Annotated in this window: 23 protein-coding genes; 19 read left to right on the top strand and 4 right to left on the bottom strand. The window is 70.0% G+C overall.

The window, feature by feature from the left end:
- Positions 1–6 precede the first annotated feature (6 nt).
- From BKK81_RS05000 to BKK81_RS04945, 12 genes are all read left to right on the top strand, one after another.
- Positions 7–1,008 carry a PhoH family protein gene (locus BKK81_RS05000; RefSeq protein ID WP_071011093.1) on the top strand — a complete coding sequence of 334 codons (1,002 nt, stop codon included), beginning with the start codon at positions 7–9 and terminating at the stop codon, positions 1,006–1,008.
- A gap of 1 nt (position 1,009) precedes the next feature.
- On the top strand, positions 1,010–1,756 hold the full coding sequence (ybeY, locus tag BKK81_RS04995) for an rRNA maturation RNase YbeY (RefSeq protein WP_071011091.1): 747 nt from the start codon (positions 1,010–1,012) through the stop codon (positions 1,754–1,756).
- Between the two features lie 152 nt (positions 1,757–1,908).
- Positions 1,909–2,781, top strand: a complete 873-nt coding sequence (locus tag BKK81_RS04990; RefSeq protein WP_071011090.1) for an HlyC/CorC family transporter — start codon at positions 1,909–1,911, stop codon at positions 2,779–2,781.
- Complete coding sequence (gene lnt / locus BKK81_RS04985; protein ID WP_071011088.1) at positions 2,778–4,385, top strand: apolipoprotein N-acyltransferase; 1,608 nt, start codon at positions 2,778–2,780, stop codon at positions 4,383–4,385. Before BKK81_RS04990 ends, lnt begins: the two co-directional genes overlap by 4 nt.
- A 460-nt stretch (positions 4,386–4,845) precedes the next feature.
- Positions 4,846–5,772: a glycine--tRNA ligase subunit alpha gene (gene glyQ, locus BKK81_RS04980; protein WP_071011086.1), complete on the top strand. Its 927-nt coding sequence runs from the start codon at positions 4,846–4,848 to the stop codon at positions 5,770–5,772.
- Positions 5,769–6,377 carry a hypothetical protein gene (locus BKK81_RS04975; protein ID WP_071011085.1) on the top strand — a complete coding sequence of 203 codons (609 nt, stop codon included), beginning with the start codon at positions 5,769–5,771 and terminating at the stop codon, positions 6,375–6,377. Before glyQ ends, BKK81_RS04975 begins: the two co-directional genes overlap by 4 nt.
- A 35-nt stretch (positions 6,378–6,412) precedes the next feature.
- Complete coding sequence (gene glyS, locus BKK81_RS04970; protein WP_071011083.1) at positions 6,413–8,536, top strand: glycine--tRNA ligase subunit beta; 2,124 nt, start codon at positions 6,413–6,415, stop codon at positions 8,534–8,536.
- Between the two features lie 40 nt (positions 8,537–8,576).
- Positions 8,577–9,152: a D-glycero-beta-D-manno-heptose 1,7-bisphosphate 7-phosphatase gene (gene gmhB / locus BKK81_RS04965; RefSeq protein WP_071011081.1), complete on the top strand. Its 576-nt coding sequence runs from the start codon at positions 8,577–8,579 to the stop codon at positions 9,150–9,152.
- A 16-nt stretch (positions 9,153–9,168) separates the two neighbouring features.
- Positions 9,169–9,918, top strand: a complete 750-nt coding sequence (locus BKK81_RS04960; protein WP_071011079.1) for a lysophospholipid acyltransferase family protein — start codon at positions 9,169–9,171, stop codon at positions 9,916–9,918.
- On the top strand, positions 9,915–10,748 hold the full coding sequence (locus BKK81_RS04955) for a M48 family metallopeptidase (RefSeq protein ID WP_071011078.1): 834 nt from the start codon (positions 9,915–9,917) through the stop codon (positions 10,746–10,748). The genes BKK81_RS04960 and BKK81_RS04955 overlap by 4 nt, the downstream gene beginning before the upstream one ends.
- A gap of 124 nt (positions 10,749–10,872) precedes the next feature.
- Complete coding sequence (gene gloA, locus BKK81_RS04950) at positions 10,873–11,280, top strand: lactoylglutathione lyase (protein WP_071011076.1); 408 nt, start codon at positions 10,873–10,875, stop codon at positions 11,278–11,280.
- 8 nt (positions 11,281–11,288) lie between these two features.
- The gene (locus BKK81_RS04945; protein ID WP_071016066.1) at positions 11,289–12,194 is read left to right on the top strand and encodes a DMT family transporter; all 906 of its coding nucleotides are present in this window, start codon (positions 11,289–11,291) and stop codon (positions 12,192–12,194) included.
- Positions 12,195–12,224: 30 nt separating this feature from the next.
- On the opposite strand, the gene rsmA is transcribed toward BKK81_RS04945, so the two are convergent.
- From rsmA to BKK81_RS04925, 4 genes are read right to left on the bottom strand one after another with little or no spacing between them, the layout of a single operon-like run.
- Positions 12,225–13,043: a 16S rRNA (adenine(1518)-N(6)/adenine(1519)-N(6))-dimethyltransferase RsmA gene (rsmA, locus tag BKK81_RS04940; RefSeq protein WP_071011074.1), complete on the bottom strand. Its 819-nt coding sequence runs from the start codon at positions 13,041–13,043 to the stop codon at positions 12,225–12,227.
- Between the two features lie 9 nt (positions 13,044–13,052).
- Entirely contained in the window at positions 13,053–14,087 is a 1,035-nt protein-coding gene (pdxA, locus tag BKK81_RS04935) for a 4-hydroxythreonine-4-phosphate dehydrogenase PdxA (protein WP_071011072.1), read from the bottom strand.
- 44 nt (positions 14,088–14,131) lie between these two features.
- Positions 14,132–15,604 (bottom strand): peptidylprolyl isomerase, encoded by a 1,473-nt coding sequence (locus BKK81_RS04930; RefSeq protein ID WP_071016064.1) that lies wholly within the window; start codon positions 15,602–15,604, stop codon positions 14,132–14,134.
- A 9-nt stretch (positions 15,605–15,613) separates the two neighbouring features.
- A complete protein-coding gene (locus BKK81_RS04925) occupies positions 15,614–18,031 on the bottom strand; it encodes an LPS-assembly protein LptD (RefSeq protein WP_071011071.1) in 2,418 nt (805 codons plus the stop codon).
- A gap of 153 nt (positions 18,032–18,184) precedes the next feature.
- Between BKK81_RS04925 and BKK81_RS04920 the strand changes: the two genes are divergently transcribed.
- The 7 genes from BKK81_RS04920 to BKK81_RS04890 all read left to right on the top strand — a co-directional run bounded on the left by BKK81_RS04920 (position 18,185) and on the right by BKK81_RS04890 (position 24,323).
- Complete coding sequence (locus BKK81_RS04920; protein WP_071011069.1) at positions 18,185–19,219, top strand: aminoglycoside phosphotransferase family protein; 1,035 nt, start codon at positions 18,185–18,187, stop codon at positions 19,217–19,219.
- Between the two features lie 94 nt (positions 19,220–19,313).
- Complete coding sequence (locus tag BKK81_RS04915; RefSeq protein ID WP_231908024.1) at positions 19,314–20,042, top strand: AzlC family ABC transporter permease; 729 nt, start codon at positions 19,314–19,316, stop codon at positions 20,040–20,042.
- Positions 20,039–20,362: an AzlD domain-containing protein gene (locus tag BKK81_RS04910; RefSeq protein ID WP_071011066.1), complete on the top strand. Its 324-nt coding sequence runs from the start codon at positions 20,039–20,041 to the stop codon at positions 20,360–20,362. The genes BKK81_RS04915 and BKK81_RS04910 overlap by 4 nt, the downstream gene beginning before the upstream one ends.
- On the top strand, positions 20,359–21,120 hold the full coding sequence (gene murU / locus BKK81_RS04905; protein WP_071011064.1) for an N-acetylmuramate alpha-1-phosphate uridylyltransferase MurU: 762 nt from the start codon (positions 20,359–20,361) through the stop codon (positions 21,118–21,120). The genes BKK81_RS04910 and murU overlap by 4 nt, the downstream gene beginning before the upstream one ends.
- Positions 21,121–21,218: 98 nt before the next feature.
- Complete coding sequence (locus tag BKK81_RS04900; protein WP_071011062.1) at positions 21,219–22,601, top strand: aminopeptidase P N-terminal domain-containing protein; 1,383 nt, start codon at positions 21,219–21,221, stop codon at positions 22,599–22,601.
- Positions 22,598–23,062 (top strand): hypothetical protein, encoded by a 465-nt coding sequence (locus BKK81_RS04895; RefSeq protein ID WP_071011060.1) that lies wholly within the window; start codon positions 22,598–22,600, stop codon positions 23,060–23,062. Before BKK81_RS04900 ends, BKK81_RS04895 begins: the two co-directional genes overlap by 4 nt.
- Complete coding sequence (locus BKK81_RS04890; protein WP_083383933.1) at positions 23,040–24,323, top strand: UbiH/UbiF/VisC/COQ6 family ubiquinone biosynthesis hydroxylase; 1,284 nt, start codon at positions 23,040–23,042, stop codon at positions 24,321–24,323. The genes BKK81_RS04895 and BKK81_RS04890 overlap by 23 nt, the downstream gene beginning before the upstream one ends.
- Positions 24,324–24,453 lie beyond the last annotated feature (130 nt).

Here is a 24,453-nt window from a genome sequence, read left to right as displayed (position 1 = left end):
CCCACGATGAAGATTCCCACCGCCGAATTCGTCGCCCCCAAGGACGACAACACCCGCCTGCAGAACCTGTGCGGGCCGCTGGACGAGAACCTGCGCCAGATCGAGCAGGCGCTCGACGTGACCATCCAGCGCCGCGCCCACCGCATGACAGTGCGCGGCGCCAACGCCAGCGCGGCCGCCGCCGCGCTGGAGCGCTTCTACAACCAGGCACGCACCTCACTGTCGATCGACGACGTCCAGCTCGGCCTGGTCGAGACGCGCCAGGTGGGGGCGCACGGCGCCTACCTGCCGGTCGAGGCAGGCGACGACAGCGCCGATGGCACGCCGGCCGACGAGTCGCCGGTGCTGCACACGCGCCGCGCGGGCCTGCACGGGCGCACGCCGGCGCAGCGCGACTACCTGCGCAATATCCTGTCGCACGACCTGACCATGGGCATCGGGCCGGCCGGCACCGGCAAGACCTACCTGGCGGTGGCGTGCGCGGTGGATGCGCTCGAACGCGATTCGGTCAAGCGCATCGTGCTGACGCGCCCGGCCGTGGAGGCCGGCGAGCGCCTCGGTTTCCTGCCGGGCGACCTGGCGCAGAAGGTCGATCCCTACCTGCGCCCGCTCTATGACGCGCTCTACGACCTGCTCGGCTTCGACCGCACGCAGAAGATGTTCGAGCGCCAGATGATCGAGATCGCACCGCTGGCCTATATGCGCGGGCGCACGCTGAACCATTCATTCATCATCCTCGACGAGGCGCAGAACACCACGCCCGAGCAGATGAAGATGTTCCTCACCCGCATCGGCTTCGGCTCCAAGGCGGTGATCACCGGCGACACCACCCAGATCGACCTGCCGCGCGGGCAGAAGAGCGGGTTGGTGGAAGCCCAGCACGTGCTGCGCGACGTGCGCGGCATCGCCTCGACGCGCTTTTCCAGCGCCGATGTGGTGCGCCACCCGCTGGTGGCGCGCATCGTCGACGCCTACGACGAATTCCACGCCCAGCACAAGGACGCCTGACTTGAAATCCCGCACGCCTTCCCCTGCCGCCGCCCCGGCCCTGACGCTGTTCGACGCCGACGGCCGCGCCCGCAAGAGTGCCGCCCACGCACTGCGCGTGCAGTTGCCCGACGGCCGCAGCCTGACCATCGACCTGTCGCAGGCCGCCGACGGCGTGGTCGCGCTGGTGGCCGAGCACACCGACACCCGCCAGCAGGCCGGCCTGCTGGTACGGCCGGACAACCACGACGCGCTGGCGGTGGCCATCACCGCCACGCCCCAGACCACCACCACCGGCACGCCTGCCTCGCCGCCGGCGCTGGAACTCGAGGTGCAGACCGGCGAAGGCATCGGCAAGCGCGCCGGCCTGCCGCCGCGCCGCAGGATCGAGACCTGGGTCAAGTCGGCCCTGTATGCCGATGCCACGCTGACCCTGCGCTTCGTCGGTGAGGAAGAAGGCCGCGCGCTGAACCGCAGCTACCGCGGCAAGGACTACGCCACCAATGTGCTGACCTTCGCCTACGCCGAAAGCGTGGACGACCCGGTGACGGCCGACATCGTGCTGTGCTGCCCGGTGGTCGAAGCGGAGGCGCGTGAGCAGGGCAAGCCTCTGGAAGCCCACTATGCGCACCTGATCGTGCACGGCGTGCTGCACGCCCAGGGCTACGAACACGAGGACGATGCCGAGGCGGAGGAAATGGAAGCCATCGAGACCGAGACGCTGCAGGCGCTCGGCTACGCCGACCCCTACCGCAGCATCCGCGACTGAGGCCGGCGGCCGGCGCGGGGGGCGCTCGCCTCGCGCGCGGCCCCTCCCGCACGGCAACCATGGCATGCCGCTTGAAGCACACATGCTGACATCTGGCGCCACGGGCTTTTAGTGTATCCTTCAAGCGATATCCACTACGCGCTCGTCGCGACATGAACGACCCTTATCCCAGTTCGAAGCCTGCAGATCGTCCCAGATCCCTGCTCGAACGCCTCTCGGACTTCATCTCCCCCGAGCCTGAATCCCGTTCCGAATTGCTGGAGGTGCTTCAGGATGCGCACGCGCGCAACCTGATCGACGCCGACTCGCTCTCCATGATCGAGGGCGTGTTCCAGGTTTCCGAGTTGACCGCGCGCGACATCATGGTGCCGCGCGCCCAGATCGACATGGTCAACATCGCCGACGCGCCGGAGGCCTTCATCCCCTTCATGCAGCAGACCGCGCACTCGCGCTTCCCGGTCTACGAGGGCAGCCGCGACAATGTCATCGGCATCCTGCTGGCGAAAGACCTGCTGCGCTACTTCACCGACGAACACTTCGACCTGCGCGAGGCGCTGCGCCCGGCGGTGTTCATCCCCGAGTCCAAGCGGCTGAACATCCTGCTGCGCGATTTCCGCATCAACCGCAACCACATCGCCATGGTGGTCGACGAGTACGGTGGCGTCGCCGGCCTGGTGACCATCGAGGATGTGCTCGAGCAGATCGTGGGCGACATCGAGGACGAGTACGACCTCGACGAGGACGAGGACAATATCGTGCCGCTGCCCGGCGGTGGCTGGCGCGTGCATGGCCTGACCGAGATCGAGCAGTTCAACGAGACCTTCGGCACGCAGTTCTCGGACGATGACGTCGACACCGTGGGCGGCTTGCTGACCACCCACCTGGGCCATGTGCCGCACCGCGGCGAAGTGGTGACGCTGCCGCCGATGCACTTCGAGGTGCTGCGCGCCGACGCGCGCCAGGTGCACCTGCTGCTGGTGCAGCGCGAACCCGAGCCCGCAGCAGTCTCCGTGGCGGGCGCATGACGGAGCCCACCCAGGTGCTGGGCGCCGCTTCCGGCGCGGTACGCTCGCGCGAGACCGCCGGCCGCCTGGCACTCGCCGCGATACTGGGCGTGGCGCACACGCAGGCATTCGCCCCGCATACGTGGTGGTGGCTGCAACTGCTGTCCCTGGCCGGACTGTGTGCGCTGCTGGCACGCGCCCCGCGCCCGCGCGACGCGGCCGCGACCGGCTATGCCTTCGGCCTGGGCTGGTTCCTGTCCGGCATCTGGTGGCTCTACATCAGCATGCACGTCTACGGCGAAATGCCGGCCTGGATGGCCTCGCTGGCGGTGCTGCTGTTCGCGCTCTACCTCTCGCTCTACCCGGCGCTGGCCGCCGCCGCCTGGCACTGGCTGGGAACGCGCCTGCGCCCGCCGGCTCGCGCCGCCCCCGCCGTCCCCACCGCAGCGGCCGCGCTGCTGCTGCCGCTCGCCTTCGGCGCGCTGTGGGGCCTGTCGGAATGGCTGCGCGGCGTGGTCTTCACCGGCTTCCCCTGGCTGTCGGGCGGCTACGCCCACACCGACGGGCCGCTGGCCGGCTACGCACCGCTGGTCGGTGTCTACGGCATCGGCGCCCTCTCGGCCGCCTGCGCAGCGCTGCTGACTGCGGCGGCCGGGACGCTGGGCGCCGGCCGGGACGGCCGCCGTACCGGCCTGGTGGCGCTGGCGTCCGCGCTGGCCCTGCCGCTGGCCGGTGCCGCGCTGGTGCCGCTGGCCTGGACGCAGCCGGCCGGCCAGCCGATCCGCGTGCGCCTGCTGCAGGGCAACGTGCCGCAGGACATGAAATTCGAGCCGGTCGGCGTGCAACGTTCGCTGGAGCTCTACCGTGACCTCATCACGGCAGCCCCGACGGACCTGGTGGTAACGCCCGAGACGGCCTTCCCGCTGATCCTGCAGGACCTGCCGGTAGACATCGCCATCGCCATCCGCGACTACGTGCAGCACAGCGGCAGCACCGTGCTGTTCGGCGCGGCCGGCGCCGACTCGCCGACCGACTTCACCAACAGCGTGTTCGGCCTGGGGCCGGAGACCGCGCAGCTATACCGCTACAACAAGCACCACCTGGTGCCTTTCGGCGAGTTCATCCCCTTCGGCTTCCACTGGTTCGTCAATATGATGAAGATGCCGCTGGGCGATTTCCGCCGCGGCGGGCTGGACCAGCCGGCGCTGCCGGTGCACGGCATCCACGTCGCGCCCAACATCTGCTACGAGGATTTGTTCGGCGAGGAGATCGCGCAGACGCTGCGCGATCAGGCGGTGCCGGCCAACGTGCTCGCCAACGTGACCAACCTGGCCTGGTTCGGCGACACCATCGCGCTCGACCAGCACCTGCAGATTTCGCGCATGCGCGCGCTGGAGACGCGCCGGCCGATGCTGCGCGCCACCAATACCGGAATGACGGCGGTGGTACTTCCCGACGGCACGGTGGCGCAGCGCCTGCCGACCTTCACGGTCGGCACGCTGGTGGCCACGGTGCAGGGCATGCAGGGGCTAACGCCCTATGTGCGCTGGGGCAATGCGCCGCTTCTGACGGCCTGCCTGGCCTTGGCGCTGCTGGCGTTCTGGCGGGCCCGGCGCCGCGCCTGAGCGCGGCGCCGGGATGCCGCTCAGGCGGCGATGCCGCCGGCGATCGACAGCAGCGCAGCCGCTGCCATGACGGCAATCGCGACGAGATAAGGCTTGCGTGCGAGAAAGGCCATGATGCTTGTCCCCCATTTATCGGTGTTATCGGGCAGCCGGGCCCGACCGTTTGCGTGACGTATCCAGTATCTCCGGCTGCGCATCAATACTGTATACAAAAACGGTATCGGCGCGTATCGGCAGAGTCTTGACCCCCCCTGGGATTTACCCCATGCGTTGCGATTCCCCGACAGCCGCACGGCCCCCTTCGCCGCCGCCCGGGCGCATGCCGCGAGAGCCTTGGCCCGGCTTGGCCGGAGCGGGGGAAAAAACCGATAGAATTCAGGGTTTGGCACGCGCCTGCCGCGCCTGATGGCGCACGTGGCCGTGATGGCCGCCCCGCGGCCCCCACCCCGAGTCTTCGCCTATGCTGACCTTCCAACAAATGATCCTCACCCTGCAGGCCTACTGGGACCGGCAGGGCTGCGCTCTCTTGCAACCCATCGATCTGGAGGTCGGCGCCGGCACCTCGCACGTGCATACCTTCCTGCGCGCCATCGGGCCCGAGCCCTGGCGCGCCGCCTATGTGCAGCCGTCGCGCCGCCCCAAGGACGGCCGTTACGGCGACAACCCGAACCGCCTGCAGCACTACTACCAGTACCAGGTGGTGCTCAAGCCGGCGCCGGAGAACATCCTGGAGCTCTACCTCGGCTCGCTGGAGGCCCTGGGCCTGGACCTGAAGCAGAACGACATCCGCTTCGTCGAGGACGACTGGGAGAACCCCACCCTGGGCGCCTGGGGCCTGGGCTGGGAAGTCTGGCTCAACGGCATGGAAGTGACGCAGTTCACCTACTTCCAGCAGGTCGGCGGCCTGGACTGCAAGCCCATCACCGGCGAGATCACCTACGGCATCGAACGCCTGGCCATGTACCTGCAGAAGGTCGAGAACATCTACGACCTGGTCTGGACCGAGTGGCAGGAGAACGGCAAGACCCGCCGCCTCACCTATGGCGACGTCTACCACCAGAACGAAGTGGAGCAGTCGACCTACAACTTCGAGCAGAGCAACGCCGACATCCTGTTCCGCCATTTCGCCGAGCACGAGGGCGAAGCCAAGCGGCTGATGGAAGCCGCCGATGGCGCGCCGCGGCTGGCGCTGCCCGCCTACGAGCAGGTGCTCAAGGCCGCCCATACCTTCAACCTGCTTGATGCGCGCGGCGCCATCTCCGTGACCGAGCGTGCCGCCTATATCGGCCGCATCCGCAATCTGTCGCGCCAGGTGGCGCAGGCCTACCACGATTCGCGCGAGGCGCTCGGTTTCCCGATGTGCCACGGCGAAGAGGCCCGCGCATGATGGCTCCCGTGCGCAGCAAGCTGTGCTGCGCAGCCGCCGCCCTGGCGCTGGCCGCAGCGCCGGCGGCCGGCGCGCGCGCCAGCACGGGCATGCCCTCGCCGCAAGCGCTGTACCTGCCCGCCGCGCTGTCCAATATCTGCGAGGCCGACCAGCAGGCGCTGCAGCAGGCCATCCTGCGCCACTGGCAGCCCTCGCTGAAGGCGATCGACCAGTGGACCCAGCTGGTGCGCTCCTTCTCCTGCGACCTGTCGGGCTCGAAGGACCTGGGCTGGCACCGGGTGCAGCTGCGCGCCTACGAAAGCGCGATCCGCTACCCGCTGACCTGGCTCGACAGCGAGGTGCGCAACGGCCACGTGCGCAAGCGGCTGAGGACCTACTATTCGGCGGCGCAGTTGCCGCCGCGCATCGACTTCTGGGTCGGCGGGCAGATCGACGAGATCCGCTACGACCGGCGCGCGCAGCGCCTGGACGCGCGCTTCCCGGCCACGCCGGGGCGCGGCACCGGCGGCCCGCCCGGCGAGTGCGCCACGACGCTGCAGTTCCGTCAGCAGAACGGCCTGTGGCTGCTGTCGGGCGTAGAACCTAATACCGGCCCGCACTGCTGATCGCAGCGCGGGACACAACCTGTTGGAAACGATTCATGTCGCAACCCATGACCGACTCGCTGCTGATCGAACTGTTCACCGAAGAGCTGCCGCCGAAGGCGCTGGCGCGCCTGGGCGACGCCTTCGCCGAGGGCCTGTTCGCCGGTCTCGGCGCGCGCGGGCTGCTGGAGGCCGACGCTGCCGTCACCCCCTTCGCCACGCCGCGCCGGCTGGCCGCCCTGGTCTCGGGCGTGCGCCGCACCGCGCCGGACCGTGAACAGCGCGAAAAGGTCCTGCCGCTGTCGGTGGCCCTCGATGCCACCGGTGCTCCCAGCGCACCGCTGACCAAGAAGCTGGCCGCGCTGGCCAAGTCGACCGGCGTCGAATCCATCGACTGGCAGACGCTGGAACGGGCCTCGGATGGCAAGGCCGAGGCCTTCTTCTATCGCTACACGGCACGCGGCGCAGCGCTGGCCGAGGGCCTGCAGGCCGCGCTGGACGACATGCTGGCCAAGCTGCCCATCCCCAAGCTGATGAGCTACCAGCGCCCGGACGGCAGCACCGTGCACTTCGTGCGGCCGGCCCACCGCCTGGTCGCGCTGCACGGCGCCGAAGTGGTGCCGGTGTCGGTGCTGGGCCTGCAGGCCGGCAACCTGACCCAGGGCCACCGCTTCCTGTCGCAAGGCACCATCGAGATCCCGCACGCGACCCGGTACGCGGCCCTGCTCGAATCGACCGGCCGCGTGGTGGCCAGCTATGCCGAGCGCCGCGAGCGCATCCGCGGCGAGCTGCTGGCCCAGGCCGGCGCCGACCGCGTGGTCATGCCCGACGCGCTGCTGGACGAAGTGAATTCGCTGGTGGAATGGCCGGTGGTCTATCCCTGCCACTTCGAGGAGGCCTTCCTCGCCGTGCCGCAGGAATGCCTGATCCTGACCATGCAGACCAACCAGAAGTACTTCGCGCTGACCGATGCCGACGGCCACCTGCGCAACCGCTTCCTGATCGTCTCCAACCTGGCCACCGAAACGCCGCAATCGATCATCAGCGGCAACGAGCGCGTGGTGCGGCCGCGCCTGGCCGACGCCAAGTTCTTCTTCGACCAGGACCGCAAGCGGACCCTGGCCTCGCGCGTGCCGCAGCTCGCCAGCGTGGTCTACCACAACAAGATCGGCAGCCAGCTCGATCGCGTGCAGCGCCTGCAGCAGATCGCCGGCCATATCGCCGACGCGATGGACGCGGCCGGCGTGGCGGTGGACAAGGCGGCGGCAATGCGCGGCGCCGAACTGGCCAAGGCCGACCTGCTGACCGACATGGTGGGCGAGTTCCCCGAACTGCAGGGCACCATGGGCACCTACTACGCCCGCCACGACGACGAAGCCGAGGAAGTGGCCCTGGCCTGCTCCGAGCACTACCGCCCACGCTTCGCCGGCGATGCGCTGCCGGCCGGCGCGGTCAGCACCGCGGTGGCACTGGCCGACAAGCTCGAGACGCTGGTCGGCATCTGGGGCATCGGCCTGCAGCCGACCGGCGAGAAGGACCCGTTCGCGCTGCGCCGCCACGCCCTGGGCATCCTGCGCATGCTGGTCGAGAAGCCGCTGGCGCTGCCGCTGAGCCGCCTGCTGGAACTGACCGAACAGGCCTTCGCCGGTGCGCCGGCGGTCAAGCCCGCGCGGGAAGCCATCAGCGACTTCCTCTATGACCGCCTGCGCGGCTACCTGAAGGAAAAAGGCTACACCACCAACGAGGTCGAGGCCGTGGTGAGCCTGCGCCCGGACACCCTCGACGACGTGCTGGGCCGCGTCGAGGCCGTACGCACCTTCGCCGCGCTGCCGGAAGCGGAGGCACTGGCCGCGGCCAACAAGCGCATCACCAACATCCTGCGCAAGAACACCGAAGCAGTGCCGGCGCTGCGCGCCGACCTGTTCCGCGAAGACGCCGAGGGCGCGCTGCATGCCGCCATCGAGCGTGCCCGCCCGGGCGTCGAGGCAGCCTTCGCGCGCGGCGACTTCACCGCGGCGCTGCGCGACCTGGCGCAACTGCGCGAGGCGGTCGACCGCTTCTTCAACGATGTGATGGTGATGGCCGAGGACGCGGCGCTGCGCGCCAACCGCCTGGCCCTGCTGGCCTCGCTGCACGCGCTGGCCAACCGCGTCGCCGACATCTCCAAGCTGGCGGCCTGAACGCCGCCGTCCCGGAACCGCCCACAACGCCGCACCGACCATGCCGCAGACGCCTCCCAAGTTCATCATCCTGGACCGCGACGGGGTCATCAATCTCGACAGCGACCAGTTCATCAAGTCGCCCGACGAGTGGATCCCCATTCCGGGCAGCCTGGAGGCGATCGCCGCGCTGAACCAGGCCGGCTACCGCGTGCTGGTGGCGAGCAACCAGTCGGGCATCGGCCGCGGCCTGTTCGAGATGAGCACGCTCAATGCCATGCACGAGAAGATGCACAAGCTGCTGGCCGGCCTGGGCGGGCGCATCGACGCCGTCTTCTTCTGCCCTCACACGGCTGCCGACGACTGCGACTGCCGCAAGCCGCGCCCCGGCATGCTCGAACAGATCTCCGCGCGCTACGGCGTCGAGCTCAAGGGCGTGCCGGTGGTCGGCGACGCGCTGCGCGACCTGCAGGCCGGCGTGGCGGTAGGCTGCAGCCCGCACCTGGTACTGACCGGCAAGGGGCGCGGCACCCTCGATAAAGGCGGCCTGCCCGACGGCACCCGCGTCCACGACGACCTGCAGGCCTTCTCGCGCTGGCTGCTGGCCGGTGCCGGCAAGCCGGCGGCCGCCTCCTGAACCCGAGCCTCCTTCCATGCTCTTTCTCCGCTCCCTGCTGTTCACGCTGTACCTGCTGGTGCTGACGCCGCCCTACGCCTGCGCCTGCTTCCTCGTCTTTCCCTTCATGAGTGCCGAGCGCCGCTTCGCCTTCGTGCGCGGCTGGCCCAGGCTGGTGATCTGGGCGGCGCGCGGGATCTGCGGCATCCGCTACCGCTTCGAAGGCTGGGAACACCTGGAGGCGATGCGCGACAAGCCGGTGGTGCTGCTGTCCAAGCATCAATCGGCCTGGGAAACCATCGCCTACGTGGCCACCCTGCCCAAGCCGCTGTGCTTCGTCTTCAAGCGCGAATTGCTGCTGGTGCCCTTCTTCGGCTGGGCGCTGGGCATGCTCAAGATGGTGCACATCAACCGCAAGGAAGGCCCGCGCGCCTTTTCGTCGGCGGTAAAGCAGGGGCGCAAGCGCCTGCAGGAAGGGGCCTGGATCATCATGTTCCCCGAAGGCACGCGCACGCCTTCCGGCATGGCGGCGCCGCGCTACAAGAGCGGCGGTGCGCGGCTCGCGGTCGAGACCGGCGCCTGGGTACTGCCGATCGCCGTGAACTCCGGCCGGGTCTGGCCGCGCAACTCCTTCCGGAAGTATCCCGGCCTGATCACCATCTCGATCGGCCCCGCCATTGCCACCGCCAACCAGACCGCCGAGCAGGTCAACCAGGCGGTCCAGCAATGGGTCGAGGCCGAGATGCGCCGCATCGACGCCGACAGCTACCGCCGGGAGGCGGCATGAGGCTGCTGCGGCCGGCCACCGAAACGCCAGGCGCGCAGCTCGAGCTGCCGCTGGCCGAAGGCCAGCCGCCGGAGACGCCGGCCGCGCTACCGTGGCCGGCGCCGCAGCCCAACGCGCGCGCCCTGCAGGTCGGCGAACGGCTGCTGCACTACACCCTCAAGCGCTCGAGCCGGCGCACCATCGGCTTCACCGTCGACGACCGCGGCCTGTCCATCACGGCGCCGCGCTGGGTCACGCTGGCCGACGTCGAAGCCGCCATCTTCGAGAAGCAACGCTGGATCTTCACCAAACTGGGGGAGTGGCGGCACCGCGAAGCGCGCCGCGTGCTGCCCGCCATGCAGTGGCGCGAAGGCGCGAGCCTGCCCTTCCTCGGCCGCCCGATCACGCTGCAGCTGGAATCGCCGGCCGGCATCCTGCTGTTCGATGCCGATCAGGCCACCCTGCACCTGGCCCTGCCCTCGCACGCCGACGAGCAGCAGATCAAGGACCGTGTGCAGGGCTGGATGCAGCAGCAGGCGCGCCGCCTGCTGGCCGAGCGGCTCGACCACTATGCCGACAAGCTCGGCGTGCGCCACAACGCCTTCGCACTGACCTCGGCCGCCACGCGCTGGGGCAGCTGCACGGCCGACGGCAAGATCCGCCTGAACTGGCGGCTGCTGCATTTTCCGCTGTCGATGATCGACTACGTGGCCGCGCACGAGCTGTCGCACCTGAAGGAAATGAACCACAGCCCGCGCTTCTGGGAAACCGTGGAGTCGATCTTCCCGGAATTCCGCGACGCGCGTGCCCAGCTGCGCGCGCACCCGCCCGAGCTGCTGCCCACCTTCTGAACACGGCCGAGCCGCGCGGTGACGCAGCGGTCCGCCCGCCATGCCACGGCCGGCGCCAAACCCGCATCCGGACTAGAATAGCGCCTCTCCCTCGACTCCCGTCCCCACGGCAGAAGGACTATTCATGCGACTCCTCCACACCATGCTGCGCGTCGGCGACCTGCAGCGCTCGATCGACTTCTATACCCGCGTGCTGGGCATGACCCTGCTGCGCGAAAGCGACAATCCCGAATACAAGTACCGCCTGGCCTTCGTCGGCTACGGCCCCGAAAGCGAGACCGCGGTCCTCGAGCTGACCTACAACTACGGGGTCGACCAGTACGAGCTGGGCACCGCCTACGGCCACATCGCGCTGGAAACCGATAACGCCGCGGCCGCCTGCGAGCGCATCCGCGCGGTCGGCGGCAAGGTCACGCGCGAGGCCGGTCCGGTCAAGGGCGGCACCACGGTGATCGCCTTCGTCGAGGACCCGGATGGCTACAAGATCGAACTGATCGAACGCCACTCCACCCGCGACAGCAGCCGCCCCTGAACATGACGATGACGGCAGCGCCATCGGCGCGGCGCCCGCTCGACGGCATGGCGACCGGGCTGATGGTGGCGCTGTGCGCGGTCTGGGGGCTGCAGCAGGTGGTCATCAAGGCCACCGTGCCGCTGATGGGCGCCGTGCTGCAGGCCGGGCTGCGCTCCGCCATCGCGGCGCTGCTGGTGCTCGGCTTCGCGCTGTGGCGCGGCACGCCGCTGTGGCGGCGCGACGGCACGCTGGGCGCCGGCCTGGCGGCCGGGCTGCTGTTCGGCGCGGAGTTCTACTGCATCTTCGTCGGCCTGGGCCACACCACTGCCTCGCGCATGGCGGTCTTCCTCTATACAGCGCCGATCTTCACCGCGCTGGGCCTGCACCTGACGGTGGACGGCGAGAAACTGCGCAGCGGGCAGTGGCTGGGCGTGGTGCTGGCCTTCGCCGGCATGGCGCTGGCCTTCGCCGACGGCCTCGCCGGTCACGGACAGCGCGGCAGCACCCTGCTGGGCGACGCGCTCGGCATCCTGGCCGGCGCGCTCTGGGCGGCGACCACGGTGGTCGTGCGCGCCTCGCGCCTGTCCAGCGCCCCGGCCAGCAAGACCCTGCTCTACCAGCTGGCGGTCTCGGCCGTGCTGCTGCTGGTCATGGCGCTGGCGAGCGGGCAGGCCGCCGACGCACGCGTCAACGGCCTGGTGCTGGCGAGCCTGTTCTACCAGTCGGTGCTGATCGCCTTCCTCAGCTACCTGACCTGGTTCTGGCTGCTCGGCCGCTACCTGGCCTCGCGGCTGTCGGTGTTCTCCTTCCTGACCCCGCTGTTCGGCGTGGCCTTCGGCGTGCTGCTGATGCACGATGCCGTGGGCCCGCGCTTCGCTGCGGCGGCTGTGCTGGTGCTGGCCGGCATCGTGCTGGTCAACCGGCGGCAGTGACGTGCCTGCGCGGCGCGTGGGCCGCGCCGCTCAGGCGGCCGCGCTGATGCGCCGCGCCAGTTCGACGTACTCCTCGACCGGCACCTCCTCGGCGCGGCGGCCGAGATCGAATCCCATGCCCTCGAAGTCGACCTGGTCGCGCAGCATCGACAGCGTATTGCGCAGCACCTTGCGCCGCTGCGAGAAGGCGGCCGCCACCACGTCGCCCAGCACCGTGATGTCGCAGGCGGGGTAAGGCGAGCGCAGGCTGCCGTCGGCCTGGCGCGGCCAGGGAATCATGCGCACCACGGCCGAATCGACCTTGGGCGGCGGGTTGAACGACGACGGCGGCACGTCGAGCACGTACTCCATGTAGTAGCGCACCTGCAGCATGATCGACAGCCGCCCGAAGGCCTTGCTGCCGGGCTGCGCCACCATGCGCTCCACCACCTCCTTCTGCAGCATAAAATGCTGGTCGCGCACGAGATCGGCGAACTGCGCGAGGTGGAACAGCAGCGGACTGGAGATGTTGTAAGGCAGGTTGCCGACGATGCGCAGCGGGTGGCCGGCCTGGAACAGGCTGCCGAAATCGAAGGCCAGCGCGTCGCCGGCATGGATGGCCAGGCGCTCGCCGAAGCGGCGCCGCAGGCGTTCGACCAGGTCGCGGTCGAGCTCGACCACCTGCATGCGCGGCAGGCGCTCCAGCAGCGGCCCGGTCAGGGCGCCCAGGCCTGGGCCGATCTCGACCAGTACGTCGTCCGGCTGGGGATCGATGGCATTGACGATGCCGTGAATGATGCCGTCATCGACCAGGAAGTTCTGGCCGAAGCGCTTGCGGGCCACATGGCCCTGGTGCACGTTGGAACGCATGGATTCTCGTCAGGCTCCGGCGCGTCGGTGGCGTCCGCTGGCATGGCCCGCCATCTCGGCGGCGCAGCGGATGGCCTCGATCATGCTGCCGTGCTCGGCGCGACCGCTGGCGGCCAGGTCGAGGGCGGTGCCGTGGTCGACCGACGTCCGGATGAAGGGCAGGCCCAGCGTGATGTTGACACCGTGACCGAAGGTGCCGTATTTCAGCGGGGCCAGGCCCTGATCGTGATACATGGCCAGCACGCAGTCGGCCTCGCCCAGGTGGCGCGGCTGGAACAGCGTATCGGCCGGATAGGGGCCGCGGGCATCGATGCCGGCATCGACCGCGCGCTGCAGCGCCGGCACGATGACGTCGATCTCTTCGCGGCCCAGGTGGCCGCTCTCGCCGGCATGCGGGTTGAGCCCCGTGACCAGGATGCGCGGCCGCGCCAGGCCGAAGCGGTGGCGCAGGTCAGCGTCGATGATGCGCAACGTCTCCAGCAGCATCGGCACGTCGAGCGCATCGGGCACGGCGCGCAGCGGCAGGTGGGTGGTGGCCAGCGCCACGCGCAGCATGGCATTGCCGTGCGCGGGCTGGGGACCGGCCAGCATCATCACCACGCGCGAGGTGCCGGAACGCTCGGCCAGGTATTCGGTATGGCCGGTGAAGGGAATGCCGGCATCATTGATGGTGCTCTTCTGCACCGGTGCCGTGACCATGCCCGCGTAGCGTGCCGGACCGCCATCGGCAAGGCAGCCATCCATCGCCGCATCGAGCAGCGCCAGCACATAGCAGCCATTGCGCGCGTCGAGCCGTCCGGGTTCGCTGGCCACGGCCAGTGCGATGTCCTGCGCCACCACCTTGCCTTCGGCCTGCAGCCGTTCCCAGGCGTGCGCGACCCCGAGCGCCTCGGCGCGCGCGCGCATCAGGCGCGCGTCGCCCAGCACGTGGAAGCGCAGGCCACCTTCCGTAGCCGCCAGCTGCAGCAGGGCGCCGATGGTGATATCGGGGCCGATGCCGGCGGGTTCGCCGGTGGTGATGGCGAGGGAGAGAGGCTCTGACATGGCGGTGACGATCGGGGAGCGCTGAGCAAGCGGCCGGCGGCCGCTCAGCGGTCGCGGTTCAGGCGGTACTCCACATAGGCGGCCTGGCGCAGCTGGCGCACCCAGTCATCATAGGCGGCGCGCAGCTTGCGCTCGCGGATCTCGGCACGGGCGAAGTCGCGCTGCTTCTCCGGCGACACCTCGGTCTCGCGGCGGTTCAGCACCTGGATCAGGTGCACGCCGAACTGCGTGACGATGGGCTCCGAGATCTCGCCCGGACGCAGGCGGCTCATGGCCTGCTCGAACTCGGGCACCAGCTCGCCCGGCGAGACCCAGCCGAGGTCGCCGCCGGCCTGTGCCGAACCGTCCTGCGAGTAGCGGCGGGCCGCATCGGCAAAGTCACCGCCATGGGTCAGGCGGTCGCGCAGCGTGGTGAGCTGGCGCTTGGCTTCCGCCTCCGGCATGTTGGGGCCGGTGCGGATCAGGATGTGCCGCACCTGGGTCTGCTGGATATGCTGCGGCGCGGCCGGATCGGTGCCCGGTGCGGAGCGCTTGGCGACCAGCTTGAGGATATGGAAGCCGTTGCCGCTCTCGATCACCTGCGGGGCGACGTTGCCCACCGGCAGGTCGAGGATGGCATTGGCAAACAGCGCCGGCAGCCGTCCGATCTCGCGGAAACCGAGGTTGCCGCCGCCGGCGGCCTCCGTGCCGTCCGAGCTGGTCTGGGCCAGCTGGGCGAAATCGGCGCCCGCCTGGGCCTGCTTGAGCAGGCCTTCGGCCTTGGTCCTCAACGCTGCCTTCTGGGCTTCGCTGGCATCTTCGGGCACGCGCACCAGGATCTGGGCCACGTTGTATTCGGTCGGACCGCTGTCGGCGGCACCCTGCCCGCGCGCGGCCAGGTAGTTGTCGATCTCACCGTCGTAGACCTGCACCTTGGAGTCCACCTCGCGCTCGCGCAGGCGGATCACCGCCACCTGCTTGCGCAGCTCCTCGCGGTACTTGCTCCAGGTCATGCCGGTACGCTCGACCTGGGCGCGCAGGTCGTTCACGCCGATGCGGTTCTGCTGGGCCACCGACTCGACAGCACGGTCCACTTCCTGGTCGGTCACGCGGATGCCGGCTTCCTGTGCCGCCTGCGTCTGCACGCGCTCGGTGACCAGGCGCTCCAGCACTTCGGACAAGAGGTCGGCGCGCGGCGGCACCGGGCGGTTGGCAGCACGCAGCTGGTTCTCGATCTCGTCGACGCGGTCGAGCAGTTCACGCCGGGTGATGACGCTGTTGTTGACGATGGCCACCACTTCATCGACCAGCTGCGAGCGCTTGGCGCTGGCGCCAGGCGTGGTCACCCCCAGGGCCGGCTGGGCCGCCGGCGCGCTGGCGCCTCCGGCCTGCGGCATGAAGATGCCGCTGGCACGGCCGGGCGCGGGGGCCTTGAGCTGGGCTCCGGCCGGCGCCGCCACGGTGGCCAGCAACAGGCAGGCCAGCATGCGACGAAGCAGGATCGAAGAAGAAAGAGCAGCGAAATCTCGACGTGTCATCATGGTCCGTCATTCGTAGTGGTCGAGCTGGGAGGGCTGCACGGCCTGCACCGGCACGGGCTGGTAGCCCGGCACGTTCAGGCGCAGCAGATCCAGCGGATTGGTGCCGATCTTGGACAAGCCGCGCAGCTCGACCTGGAAGAAGAAGCGGCCGGTATAGCCGTTCGTCGTATTGCGGAAACGCTGGTAGACGAAGCGGCCCACCCAGCAATCCGCCGCATATTCGAAGCCGACCAGCGCATCGACCAGCTGGCTGGCGCTCAGGTCGAAGGCGACCCGGCCGATGCCGTACAGGCGGCGCGTCAGCGGCCACTGGCTGGACGTCTCGAGCTGGTCGATCGCGCTGTTGTCGGTCACCGAGGTCGCGCGGCGGTAGCGGTAGCCGATATTGAACAGCTTGCGCGTCTCGGGCCGCCACGCGAAGCTGACATTGGTGTAGTCGACGCGGTCGGTGTCCGGATTGTACTGGAGCGCGGTATCCAGGTAGTAGCCGCGGAACAGCTGCACCGTGGCCGCGCCGAGCAGGTCGGACGGGCCGGAGCTGGCGTCGATGGTCGGCGAGCCCCCGATCTGCACCTGCTGGCCCTTGAAGTTGACGCGCTGGGCCAGGGTGCCGCGGAAACGCTCCACCCCGGTTTCCGCTTCGATCAGGCGCGTGGTCACGCCGACCGTCACCTTGTTGTTGTCGGCGATGCGGTCGTAGCCGGTGAACGGATTCTCGGTGAAGATCTGGCCGTAGCCGAAATCCGACTGCACCGTATCAAACAGCGGGAACTGGCCCTGGTCGCGGAACGGCGTGTAGACGTAGAACAGGCGCGGTTCCAGCGTCTGGACATAGTTGACGCCGAACAGGCGGCTGATGCCGGGCGCATCACGCTCGAAGGTCATGCCGGAGTCGACGCTGAAGGTCGGCACCGTGCGCGTCAGCGAATTGGAGTTGCCGGGCGTGTTCGACGCCGCCTCCATCTGGTACTGCGTCGCGTTGAAGATGAGCTTGGGCTTGACGTACCAGCCCGCGCGCACGATCGGGTAGCTGATCGACGGCTGGATGAAGAGGCGATCCCCTTCGGGTTGCTGGAAGCCGGTGGTCGTCAGCGGGATGCGGAAACGCGAATAGTCGCTCTCTACCTGGACGTCGAAGCCGCCCAGGTCATAGCGCGAGTACTTGACGTTGAGCTGCGGTTCACGATTGTACGATGGCCCGTTCGGTGCCAGGGTCTGGAACTTCTGCACGCGCGCCAGCACGCTCAGGCCGTTCCAGTTGTAGGTCACGCCGCCTTCCTGCGTGTACTGGAAGGTGGTGGCCTGCGACAGGCTGCGCGTCAGGTCGGTCGGATAGGCATCATCCGAGACCTTGTTGACGTTGACATAGGCGCCCAGGCCCGGCGCCAGCAACTGGCTGTGCTGTACCGAATAGGCCCAGCGGTTCGTCCCCGTCTTCTGATCGTCCGGGAGGAATTCGCCGCGGATGCGCCCGGAATAGCCATCACCCAGGTAGCGGAAATCCTCACCGAGCTGGAAACCGCGCGAAGTCAGCACACGCGGGTACAGCGTCAGGTCGCGGTTGGGCGCGATATTGAAGTAGTACGGAACCGTGACGTCGAACCCGGAGCGCGAACCGTAGGAGAACAGCGGCGCCAGCACGCCGCTGCGGCGCTCGCCGGTCAGCGGGAAACTCATCATCGGCGTGGCGAACACCGGCACGTCGAAGAAGCGCATCACTGCGCCGTAGGCGACCCCGACCTGCCGGTCGTTGTCGATGTCCACCTGGCGCGCGCTGAAGTACCAGTCCGCGTTGTCCGGCGAGCAGGTCGTGTAGCTGGTGCGCTGGATGCTGGTGTGGTCCTTGTCGAGGAAGTCGATGCGTTCGGCCTTGCCGTTGCCGCCGGTCTGCTGGAAATAGTAGTCCGGCGACAGCATGTAGCCTTCGTTGGCCTCGACGCGCATGCGCCCCTCCGGGCCCACGGCCAGCGTGCCGTTCTGCGACAGGCGGGCGTTGCCCTGGACGAAGGCCTCGTCAGTGTCCTGGTCGTAGGTCAGGCGGTCGCCCTTGATCACCTTGCCGTCGTTGCGCAGCTCGGCGTCGCCCTGCACCGCCACGCCGCGCTCGTTGTAGCCGTCCATGCGGTCGCCGGAAACGAAGACCGGGGGCCTGGCGTCCGGCTCCTTGCGCACGGTTTCCGGCTCGGGCAGCTTCGGCACCAGTTGGCCCGCCACCGGCGGCACCTCCGGCGCCTGCTCCACGGCCGGTTCGGCGACCGGGAGGTCGGGAATGCCCGAGCCGACGGCCTGCGCGTGCAGGCCGGCCGACCACCATCCGGCCATCGCCAGCACGAGCGGCCGCAGCGCGCTGGCCGGCAGCCTGCCGGCCATGCGCAACGTCGCTGGGTTTGCCTTCTTGTTCGGTGGTCGTGGTTTGACGGTCATGCGAGCGGGTAGTCAGTCGGGTCGGGGCAGCCTGCGCGAACCGCCGCGCCCTTCCGGTACAGGCTATCGGGCCGCCCGACGCCCGCGGTCCGGGCGCCCGGCGCCCGGGTCTGGTCGGGTATTATACGGGGCATCCTATCCTCTACTTCCGGCATGGCAGCACTTCCCCCCGACACACGCCTGGACGCGCTCAAATCCTGGGTCGCATCACTGGGTCCGGCCTGGTCGATCGACCCCGATTCCTGTACCCCGGCCTCCGCCGACGCCAGCTTCCGGCGCTACTTCCGCGTCAACAGCGCGCGTCCCGGCCACGCCACACTGATCGTGATGGATGCGCCGCCCGCGCAGGAGGACTGCCGCCCCTTCATCCACGTGTCGGAGCTGTTCGGCGCGGCGGGCGTGACGGTACCGCGCGTGCTGGAACAGGACCTGGCGCAAGGCTTCCTGCTGCTGACCGATCTCGGCCACCAGACCTACCTGTCGCGCCTGGACCCCGCCAATGCGCGCCAGCTCTATGGCGACGCCGCGACCGCGCTGGTTCGCATCCAGGCCGCGACCCGTCCCGGCGCGCTGCCGGCCTACGACCGCGCCCTGCTGCAGCGCGAACTCGACCTGTTCCCCGAGTGGTATGTGGCGCGGCATCTGGGTGTCACGCCGAGCACCGCCCAGCAGGCCGACCTGCGCGAGGTCATGGACACGCTGCTGGCCAACAACCTGGCGCAGCCGCAGGTCTACGTGCACCGCGACTACCATTCGCGCAACCTGATGGTGCTGGACGGCGAAGCCAATCCCGGCATCCTGGACTTCCAGGACGCGGTGATCGGCCCCATCACCTATGACGCCGTCTCGCTGTGGCGCGACGCGTATATCGAATGGGAAGAAGAGGAGCAGCTCGACTGGCTGATCCGCTACTGGGAACGCGCGCGCCGCGCCGGCCTGCCGGTGGCGGCCGACTTCGGCGATTTCTACCGCGATTTCGAGTGGATGGGCCTGCAGCGCCACCTGAAGGTGCTGGGCATCTTCGCCCGCCTCTATCACCGCGACGGCAAGGACGGCTACCTGGCCAACCTGCCGCTGGTGCTGAAGTACGCGCGCCAGGTGGCCGGCCGCTATAGCGAGCTGCGCAAGCTGGTCCGCCTGTTCGATGCACTCGAAGGCGTCGAGCGGGCCGCCGGCTATACCTTCTGAAGGGCGCGCCGTGCCCGACCCGAGTACCGCCAGGCCGGCCGCCGGCGCGGCCCGCGCCGGCGAGTGGTGGGCCGGCGTGCGCGCGCTGGCCCCGATGCTGCTGGGTGTGGCGCCCTTCGGCCTGATCTATGGGGTGCTGGCGGTCAATGCCGGCATGCCGGCCTGGCTGGCCTGCGCCATGAGCGCCATCGTCTTCGGCGGCGCCTCGCAGATGATCCTGACCCAGCTGTGGGCGGCCGGCACGCCGGCCCTGGTGATGGCCCTGACGGTGGCCATGGTCAACCTGCGCCATGCGCTGTACTCGGCCACCATGGCGCCAGCGCTGGCACCGCTGTCGCGCGGCTGGAAAGCGCTGATCGCCTACCTGCTGACCGACGAAGCCTTCGCCGCCATGACGCGCCGGCTGGATGGCGGCAGCGCCGACCGCGGCGCCGGCCCCTATCGCCACTGGTATTTCTTCGGCGCGGGCTTCGCGCTGTGGGCCGGATGGCAGGTCTCGACGCTGGCCGGCGTACTGGTCGGCGCGCAGGTGCCGCGCCACTGGCCGCTCGACTTCTTCCTGCCGCTGACCTTCATCGGCATCATCGTGCCGGCGCTCAAGCACCGCGCCCAGCTCGCCGCGGCCCTGGTGGCCAGCGCGCTGGCCGTGGCCTGCCACGGGCTGCCGCACAAGTCGGGGCTGATGGCGGCGGCCCTGGGCGGCATCGCCGCCGGCATGCTGCTGCGCGACCGCGGCAAGCGTTCCGGCCGGCCCCGCGAGCACGGTGGCACCCCGGAAGGCGACCGGCACGGCCCGAGGCGGCGCCGCGGGAGCGCAGCATGAGCGACCTGGTCCTGCTGGCCGTGTTCGTCGGAGCCGGCCTCGCCACTTTCCTGATCCGTCTGTCCTTCATCGCGCTCGAGGGTCGCGTGCGCCTGCCGTCCTGGTTCCGCACCTCGCTGCAGTTCGTGCCGCCGGCCATGCTGTCGGCCCTGATCGCCCCCGACCTGCTGATGCGCGATGGTCACCTCGACCTCAGCCCCGGCAACGCGCGCCTGCTTGCCGGCGCGGTGGCCATCCTGATCGCCGCGCGCACGCGCAGCATCGGCTGGACCATCGCCGGCGGCATGGCCGCGCTGGCAGCCCTGGAGTACCTGTTGTGAAAGCGATGATCTTCGCCGCCGGACGCGGCGAACGCATGCGGCCCCTGACCGACACCTGTCCGAAGCCGCTGCTGGCCGTGGGCGGCAAACCCCTGATCGTCTGGCAGATCGAGGCGCTGGCGCGCGCCGGCCTGCGCGAGATCGTCATCAACCACGCCTGGCTCGGCCTCCGCATCGAGGCCGAACTGGGCGACGGCGCGCGCTTCGGCGTGAAGCTGTCCTACTCGCCGGAAGCCAGCGCCCTGGAGACGGCGGGCGGGGTGGCGCAGGCGCTGCCTTTGCTGACCGGTGCGGGCAGCGGTGCCGGCACCGACACCGCGCCAGCGCAGACGGGGGAGATCTTCCTGGCCGTCTCGGGCGACGTTTTCTGCGACTTCGACTACGCCAGCCTGCTGCCGCGCGCGCGCGCCATGGCCGGGGCGGCACAGCCCCGCATGCACCTGGTGATGGTGCCCAACCCGCCCTTCCATCCGGGTGGCGACTTCGCCCTCGACGCCGCCGGCCGGTTGTGGCAGGACGCCCCCGCCGGCGCCGAGCGGCTCACCTTCGGCAATATCGGCCTGTACGACACGCGCTGGTTCCGGCACATCGCTGCCGGCGACAAGGTGCCGATGACGCCCCTCTATCGCGCCGCCATGGCCTCCGGCGCGGCCAGCGGCGAGCGCTTCGAGGGGCGCTGGGAGAACGTCGGCACGCCGGCCCAGCTGGCCGAACTGGACCGCGAACTGCGCGCGGCGGGACTGGCCGCACCGCTCTGACGGCCCCCGGCCCGCGGCCCCCCGGCGCGCCTCCGGGTGCAGGGAACGCAGCGGCGGCGGTAGAATCGAATCCATCGAACAGACTTCCCGGCCCTCACATGTCCGCACCCGAACCTGCCCTCCTCGCGGCCTGCCGCGAACGCCGCGCACGCGTACTGCAGCAGTTGCGCGCGGCCGGCGGCGGCGTGGCGATCCTGCCCACCGCCCCGGAAGCCATGCGCAACCGCGACAGCGACTACCCGTACCGGCACGACAGCCACTTCTACTACCTGAGCGCCTTCACCGAGCCCGAGGCCGTGCTGGTGCTGGTCGCCGGCGCCGAGGCCGGCGCCGACCGCAGCATCCTGTTCTGCCGGCCCAAGCATGAAGAGCGCGAGATCTGGGACGGTTTCCGCTACGGTCCCGAGGGCGCACTCGCGGCGTTCGGCTTCGACGAGGCGCATTCGGTCGAGGAACTCGATGCGCGGCTGCCCGCGCTGCTGGCCGACCGCGCCGTGCTGGCCTATCCGCTGGCCGCCAGCTCGCGCATCGACCGCCAGGTGCGGCGCTGGCTCGATGCCGTGCGCGCGCTGTCGCGCTCGGGTGTCGCGGTGCCGGCCACCGTGCTGGACCTGCACAACGTGCTCGACGAAATGCGCCTGTTCAAGGACGCGGGCGAGCTGGCGGTGATGCGCCGCGCCGGCGAGATCTCAGCGCAGGCTCACGTGCGGGCCATGCGCACCAGCCGCGCCGGCCTGCGCGAGTACCACCTGGAGGCCGAGCTGCTGTACGAGTTCCGCCGCCACGGCGCGCAGAGCGTGGCCTACAACTCTATCGTCGCGACCGGTGCCAACGCCTGTGTGCTGCACTATCGCGCCGGCCCGGCCGAACTGCGCGACGGCGACCTGTGCCTGATCGATGCCGGCTGCGAACTCGACGGCTACGCCTCCGACATCACCCGCACCTTCCCCGTGTCCGGCCGTTTTTCTGCTGCGCAACGCGAGCTGTACGACCTGGTGCTGGCGGCACAGGAAGCGGCCATCGCCGAGACGCGCGCCGGCGTGCCGTACAACGTGCCGCACGACGCTGCCGTGCGCGTGCTGGCGCAAGGCATGCTCGACACGGGCCTGCTCGACCGCAACCAGGAAGGCACGCTGGACGACGTGCTGGCCAATGGCAGCTACCGCCGCTTCTATATGCACCGCACCGGCCACTGGCTCGGCATGGACGTGCACGACGTGGGCGAATACCGCGTGCCGGGCCTGGCCGCGGCCGGCACCGAGCGGCCGTGGCGCGCGCTGGAGCCCGGCATGGTGCTGACCGTCGAGCCGGGCATCTACGTGCGCCCGGCCGAGGACGTGCCGGAGCGCTACTGGCACATCGGCATCCGCATCGAGGACGACGCGGTCGTCACCGGCGGCGCCTGCGAGCTGATCACGCGCGGCGTGCCGGTCAAGGCGGACGAGATCGAGGCACTCATGCGCGAAGGCGGGCCGCGATGATTGCCTGGCTGCGCAACCTGCTTTCCGGCGGCCGGCCGGCCGCCGCGCATCCGCAGGCCACCCCCGACGAGCCCTTCGTCATCAACCTGTTCGAAGACCGGGCCGTGGTCCACCGCCCCGACGGCCAACGCGAAGAAGTGACATGGGACGCACTCGAACGCGTGGTGATACGTGTCTCTGATCGCGCCCCCTGGAACGGTGCTCTCTGGCTGATCCTGGTCGGCGCCGCCGACAGCGGCCAGGGTTGCGTGGTGCCGGCCGCGGCCGTCAACTACGGCGCGCTGCTGGCCAGGCTGCAAGCCCTGCCCGGCTTCGACCAGCACAAGCTGGACAATGCCCGGCGCGACGCCGATGCCGGCAAATCCCGCTCCGACGCCATCTGCTGGAAGCGCGGCGCTGGCGCCGAGCACCCCGCCTCCGACGCCTCCCCGCCTCCTCATGACGAAGCCGGCAAGCCCTGATTCCTTCGGCACGCCCGGGGCGGCCGCGGATGTTCCCTCGGACGTCGCCTTGGATGCCGCCGACGTCGCCATCGCCGGCGGCGGCCCTGTCGGCCTGGCCCTGGCCTGCCAGCTGCTGCGCAGCACCGACCTGCGCGTCACGCTGATCGACGCCGCCACGCCTGCCCGCGCTGCGCACGATCCGCGCGCGCTGGCCCTGTCGCACGGCAGCCGCGAGCTGCTCGATGCCCTCGGCGCCTGGCCGGCCCAGGTCACCCCGATCGAGCATATCCACGTGTCGCAGCAGGGCCGTTTCGGCCACGTGGCGCTGCACCGCGAGGACTACGGAGTACCGGCACTGGGCTACGTGGTCCGCTACGGCGACTTGTGCCAGGCCCTGGAGCGGGCATTGGAACAGGCCCGGACCGCGGCCGGCGCGCCGCGGCTGACCCGGGTCTTCCAGACCCGGATCGATGCTGTGGAAGACGCCGCCGGAACCGCTGCCGGAGCCGCCGCCGGCATCGTGCGCCTGTCGGGTACCGGTGCCGACGGCCAGCCCGCCGTGTTCGCGGCCCGCATCGCGGTGCAGGCCGAGGGCGGCCTGTTCCAGCGGCAGGTGCCGGCAGGACCGGGCCCGCGCGGTTGGCATCGCGACTACGGGCAGACCGCCATCATCGGCCACGTCCGCTGCAGCGCGCCGCGGCCCGGCTGGGCCTGGGAGCGCTTCACCGAAGAGGGGCCGCTGGCGCTGCTGCCGCATGACGACCACGGCGTCGCGGGCTACGCGCTGGTGTGGTGCTGCGCGCCGGACGAAGCCTCCCGGCGCCTGGCCTTGCCCGAGGCCGAGTTCGTTGCCGAACTCGGCGCGGCCTTCGGCCCGCGCATGGGGCGCTTCACGCTCGCGGGCAAGCGCCACGCCTTCCCGCTCGGCCTGAACGCGGCGCCGGTGACGGTGCGCGGACGTACCGTGGCTATCGGCAATGCGGCGCAAACGCTACATCCGGTCGCCGGCCAGGGCCTGAACCTGGGCCTGCGCGATGCCTTCGTGCTGGCCGACGCCTTGCGCACGGGATGCACGCCGCGCAGTCTGCAGGACTTTGCCGCGCGGCACCGGCTCGATCGCGCCGTCACCATCGGCGTCACCGACTTCCTGCCGCGCGTGTTCGCCCTGCCCTCCCCGCTCGCGGCCCACGCGCGCGGGGCCTCGCTGGCCGCGCTGGCATGCCTGCCGCCCTTGAAGCACGCGCTGGCGCACCAGATGATGTACGGCATGCGGCGCTGAGGCCCGGCCTCGGACAACGCCTCGCCGGCCCCGGCGGCGCGCCGGCGCCGGGGCTTGCGATTATTTGCTCAAATCTTGGGCACCCCCTCCCGTTTGGCGGTAAAATCCTGCCCTCACCCATGTCCCGACC

Origin of the sequence: Cupriavidus sp. USMAHM13 (assembly GCF_001854285.1) — a bacterium.
GTDB lineage: Bacteria > Pseudomonadota > Gammaproteobacteria > Burkholderiales > Burkholderiaceae > Cupriavidus > Cupriavidus malaysiensis.
This window is presented reverse-complemented; position numbering and strand designations above follow the sequence as displayed.

Coding starts and splice junctions, on each gene's coding strand:
- BKK81_RS05000 (WP_071011093.1), top strand. CDS start 7: ATGAAGATTCCCACCGCCGAATTCGTCGCCCCCAAGGACGACAACACC.
- BKK81_RS04990 (WP_071011090.1), top strand. CDS start 1,909: ATGAACGACCCTTATCCCAGTTCGAAGCCTGCAGATCGTCCCAGATCC.
- lnt (WP_071011088.1), top strand. CDS start 2,778: ATGACGGAGCCCACCCAGGTGCTGGGCGCCGCTTCCGGCGCGGTACGC.
- glyQ (WP_071011086.1), top strand. CDS start 4,846: ATGCTGACCTTCCAACAAATGATCCTCACCCTGCAGGCCTACTGGGAC.
- BKK81_RS04975 (WP_071011085.1), top strand. CDS start 5,769: ATGATGGCTCCCGTGCGCAGCAAGCTGTGCTGCGCAGCCGCCGCCCTG.
- glyS (WP_071011083.1), top strand. CDS start 6,413: ATGTCGCAACCCATGACCGACTCGCTGCTGATCGAACTGTTCACCGAA.
- gmhB (WP_071011081.1), top strand. CDS start 8,577: ATGCCGCAGACGCCTCCCAAGTTCATCATCCTGGACCGCGACGGGGTC.
- BKK81_RS04960 (WP_071011079.1), top strand. CDS start 9,169: ATGCTCTTTCTCCGCTCCCTGCTGTTCACGCTGTACCTGCTGGTGCTG.
- BKK81_RS04955 (WP_071011078.1), top strand. CDS start 9,915: ATGAGGCTGCTGCGGCCGGCCACCGAAACGCCAGGCGCGCAGCTCGAG.
- gloA (WP_071011076.1), top strand. CDS start 10,873: ATGCGACTCCTCCACACCATGCTGCGCGTCGGCGACCTGCAGCGCTCG.
- BKK81_RS04945 (WP_071016066.1), top strand. CDS start 11,289: ATGACGGCAGCGCCATCGGCGCGGCGCCCGCTCGACGGCATGGCGACC.
- rsmA (WP_071011074.1), bottom strand. CDS start 13,043: ATGCGTTCCAACGTGCACCAGGGCCATGTGGCCCGCAAGCGCTTCGGC.
- pdxA (WP_071011072.1), bottom strand. CDS start 14,087: ATGTCAGAGCCTCTCTCCCTCGCCATCACCACCGGCGAACCCGCCGGC.
- BKK81_RS04930 (WP_071016064.1), bottom strand. CDS start 15,604: ATGACACGTCGAGATTTCGCTGCTCTTTCTTCTTCGATCCTGCTTCGT.
- BKK81_RS04925 (WP_071011071.1), bottom strand. CDS start 18,031: ATGACCGTCAAACCACGACCACCGAACAAGAAGGCAAACCCAGCGACG.
- BKK81_RS04920 (WP_071011069.1), top strand. CDS start 18,185: ATGGCAGCACTTCCCCCCGACACACGCCTGGACGCGCTCAAATCCTGG.
- BKK81_RS04915 (WP_231908024.1), top strand. CDS start 19,314: ATGCTGCTGGGTGTGGCGCCCTTCGGCCTGATCTATGGGGTGCTGGCG.
- BKK81_RS04910 (WP_071011066.1), top strand. CDS start 20,039: ATGAGCGACCTGGTCCTGCTGGCCGTGTTCGTCGGAGCCGGCCTCGCC.
- BKK81_RS04900 (WP_071011062.1), top strand. CDS start 21,219: ATGTCCGCACCCGAACCTGCCCTCCTCGCGGCCTGCCGCGAACGCCGC.
- BKK81_RS04895 (WP_071011060.1), top strand. CDS start 22,598: ATGATTGCCTGGCTGCGCAACCTGCTTTCCGGCGGCCGGCCGGCCGCC.
- BKK81_RS04890 (WP_083383933.1), top strand. CDS start 23,040: ATGACGAAGCCGGCAAGCCCTGATTCCTTCGGCACGCCCGGGGCGGCC.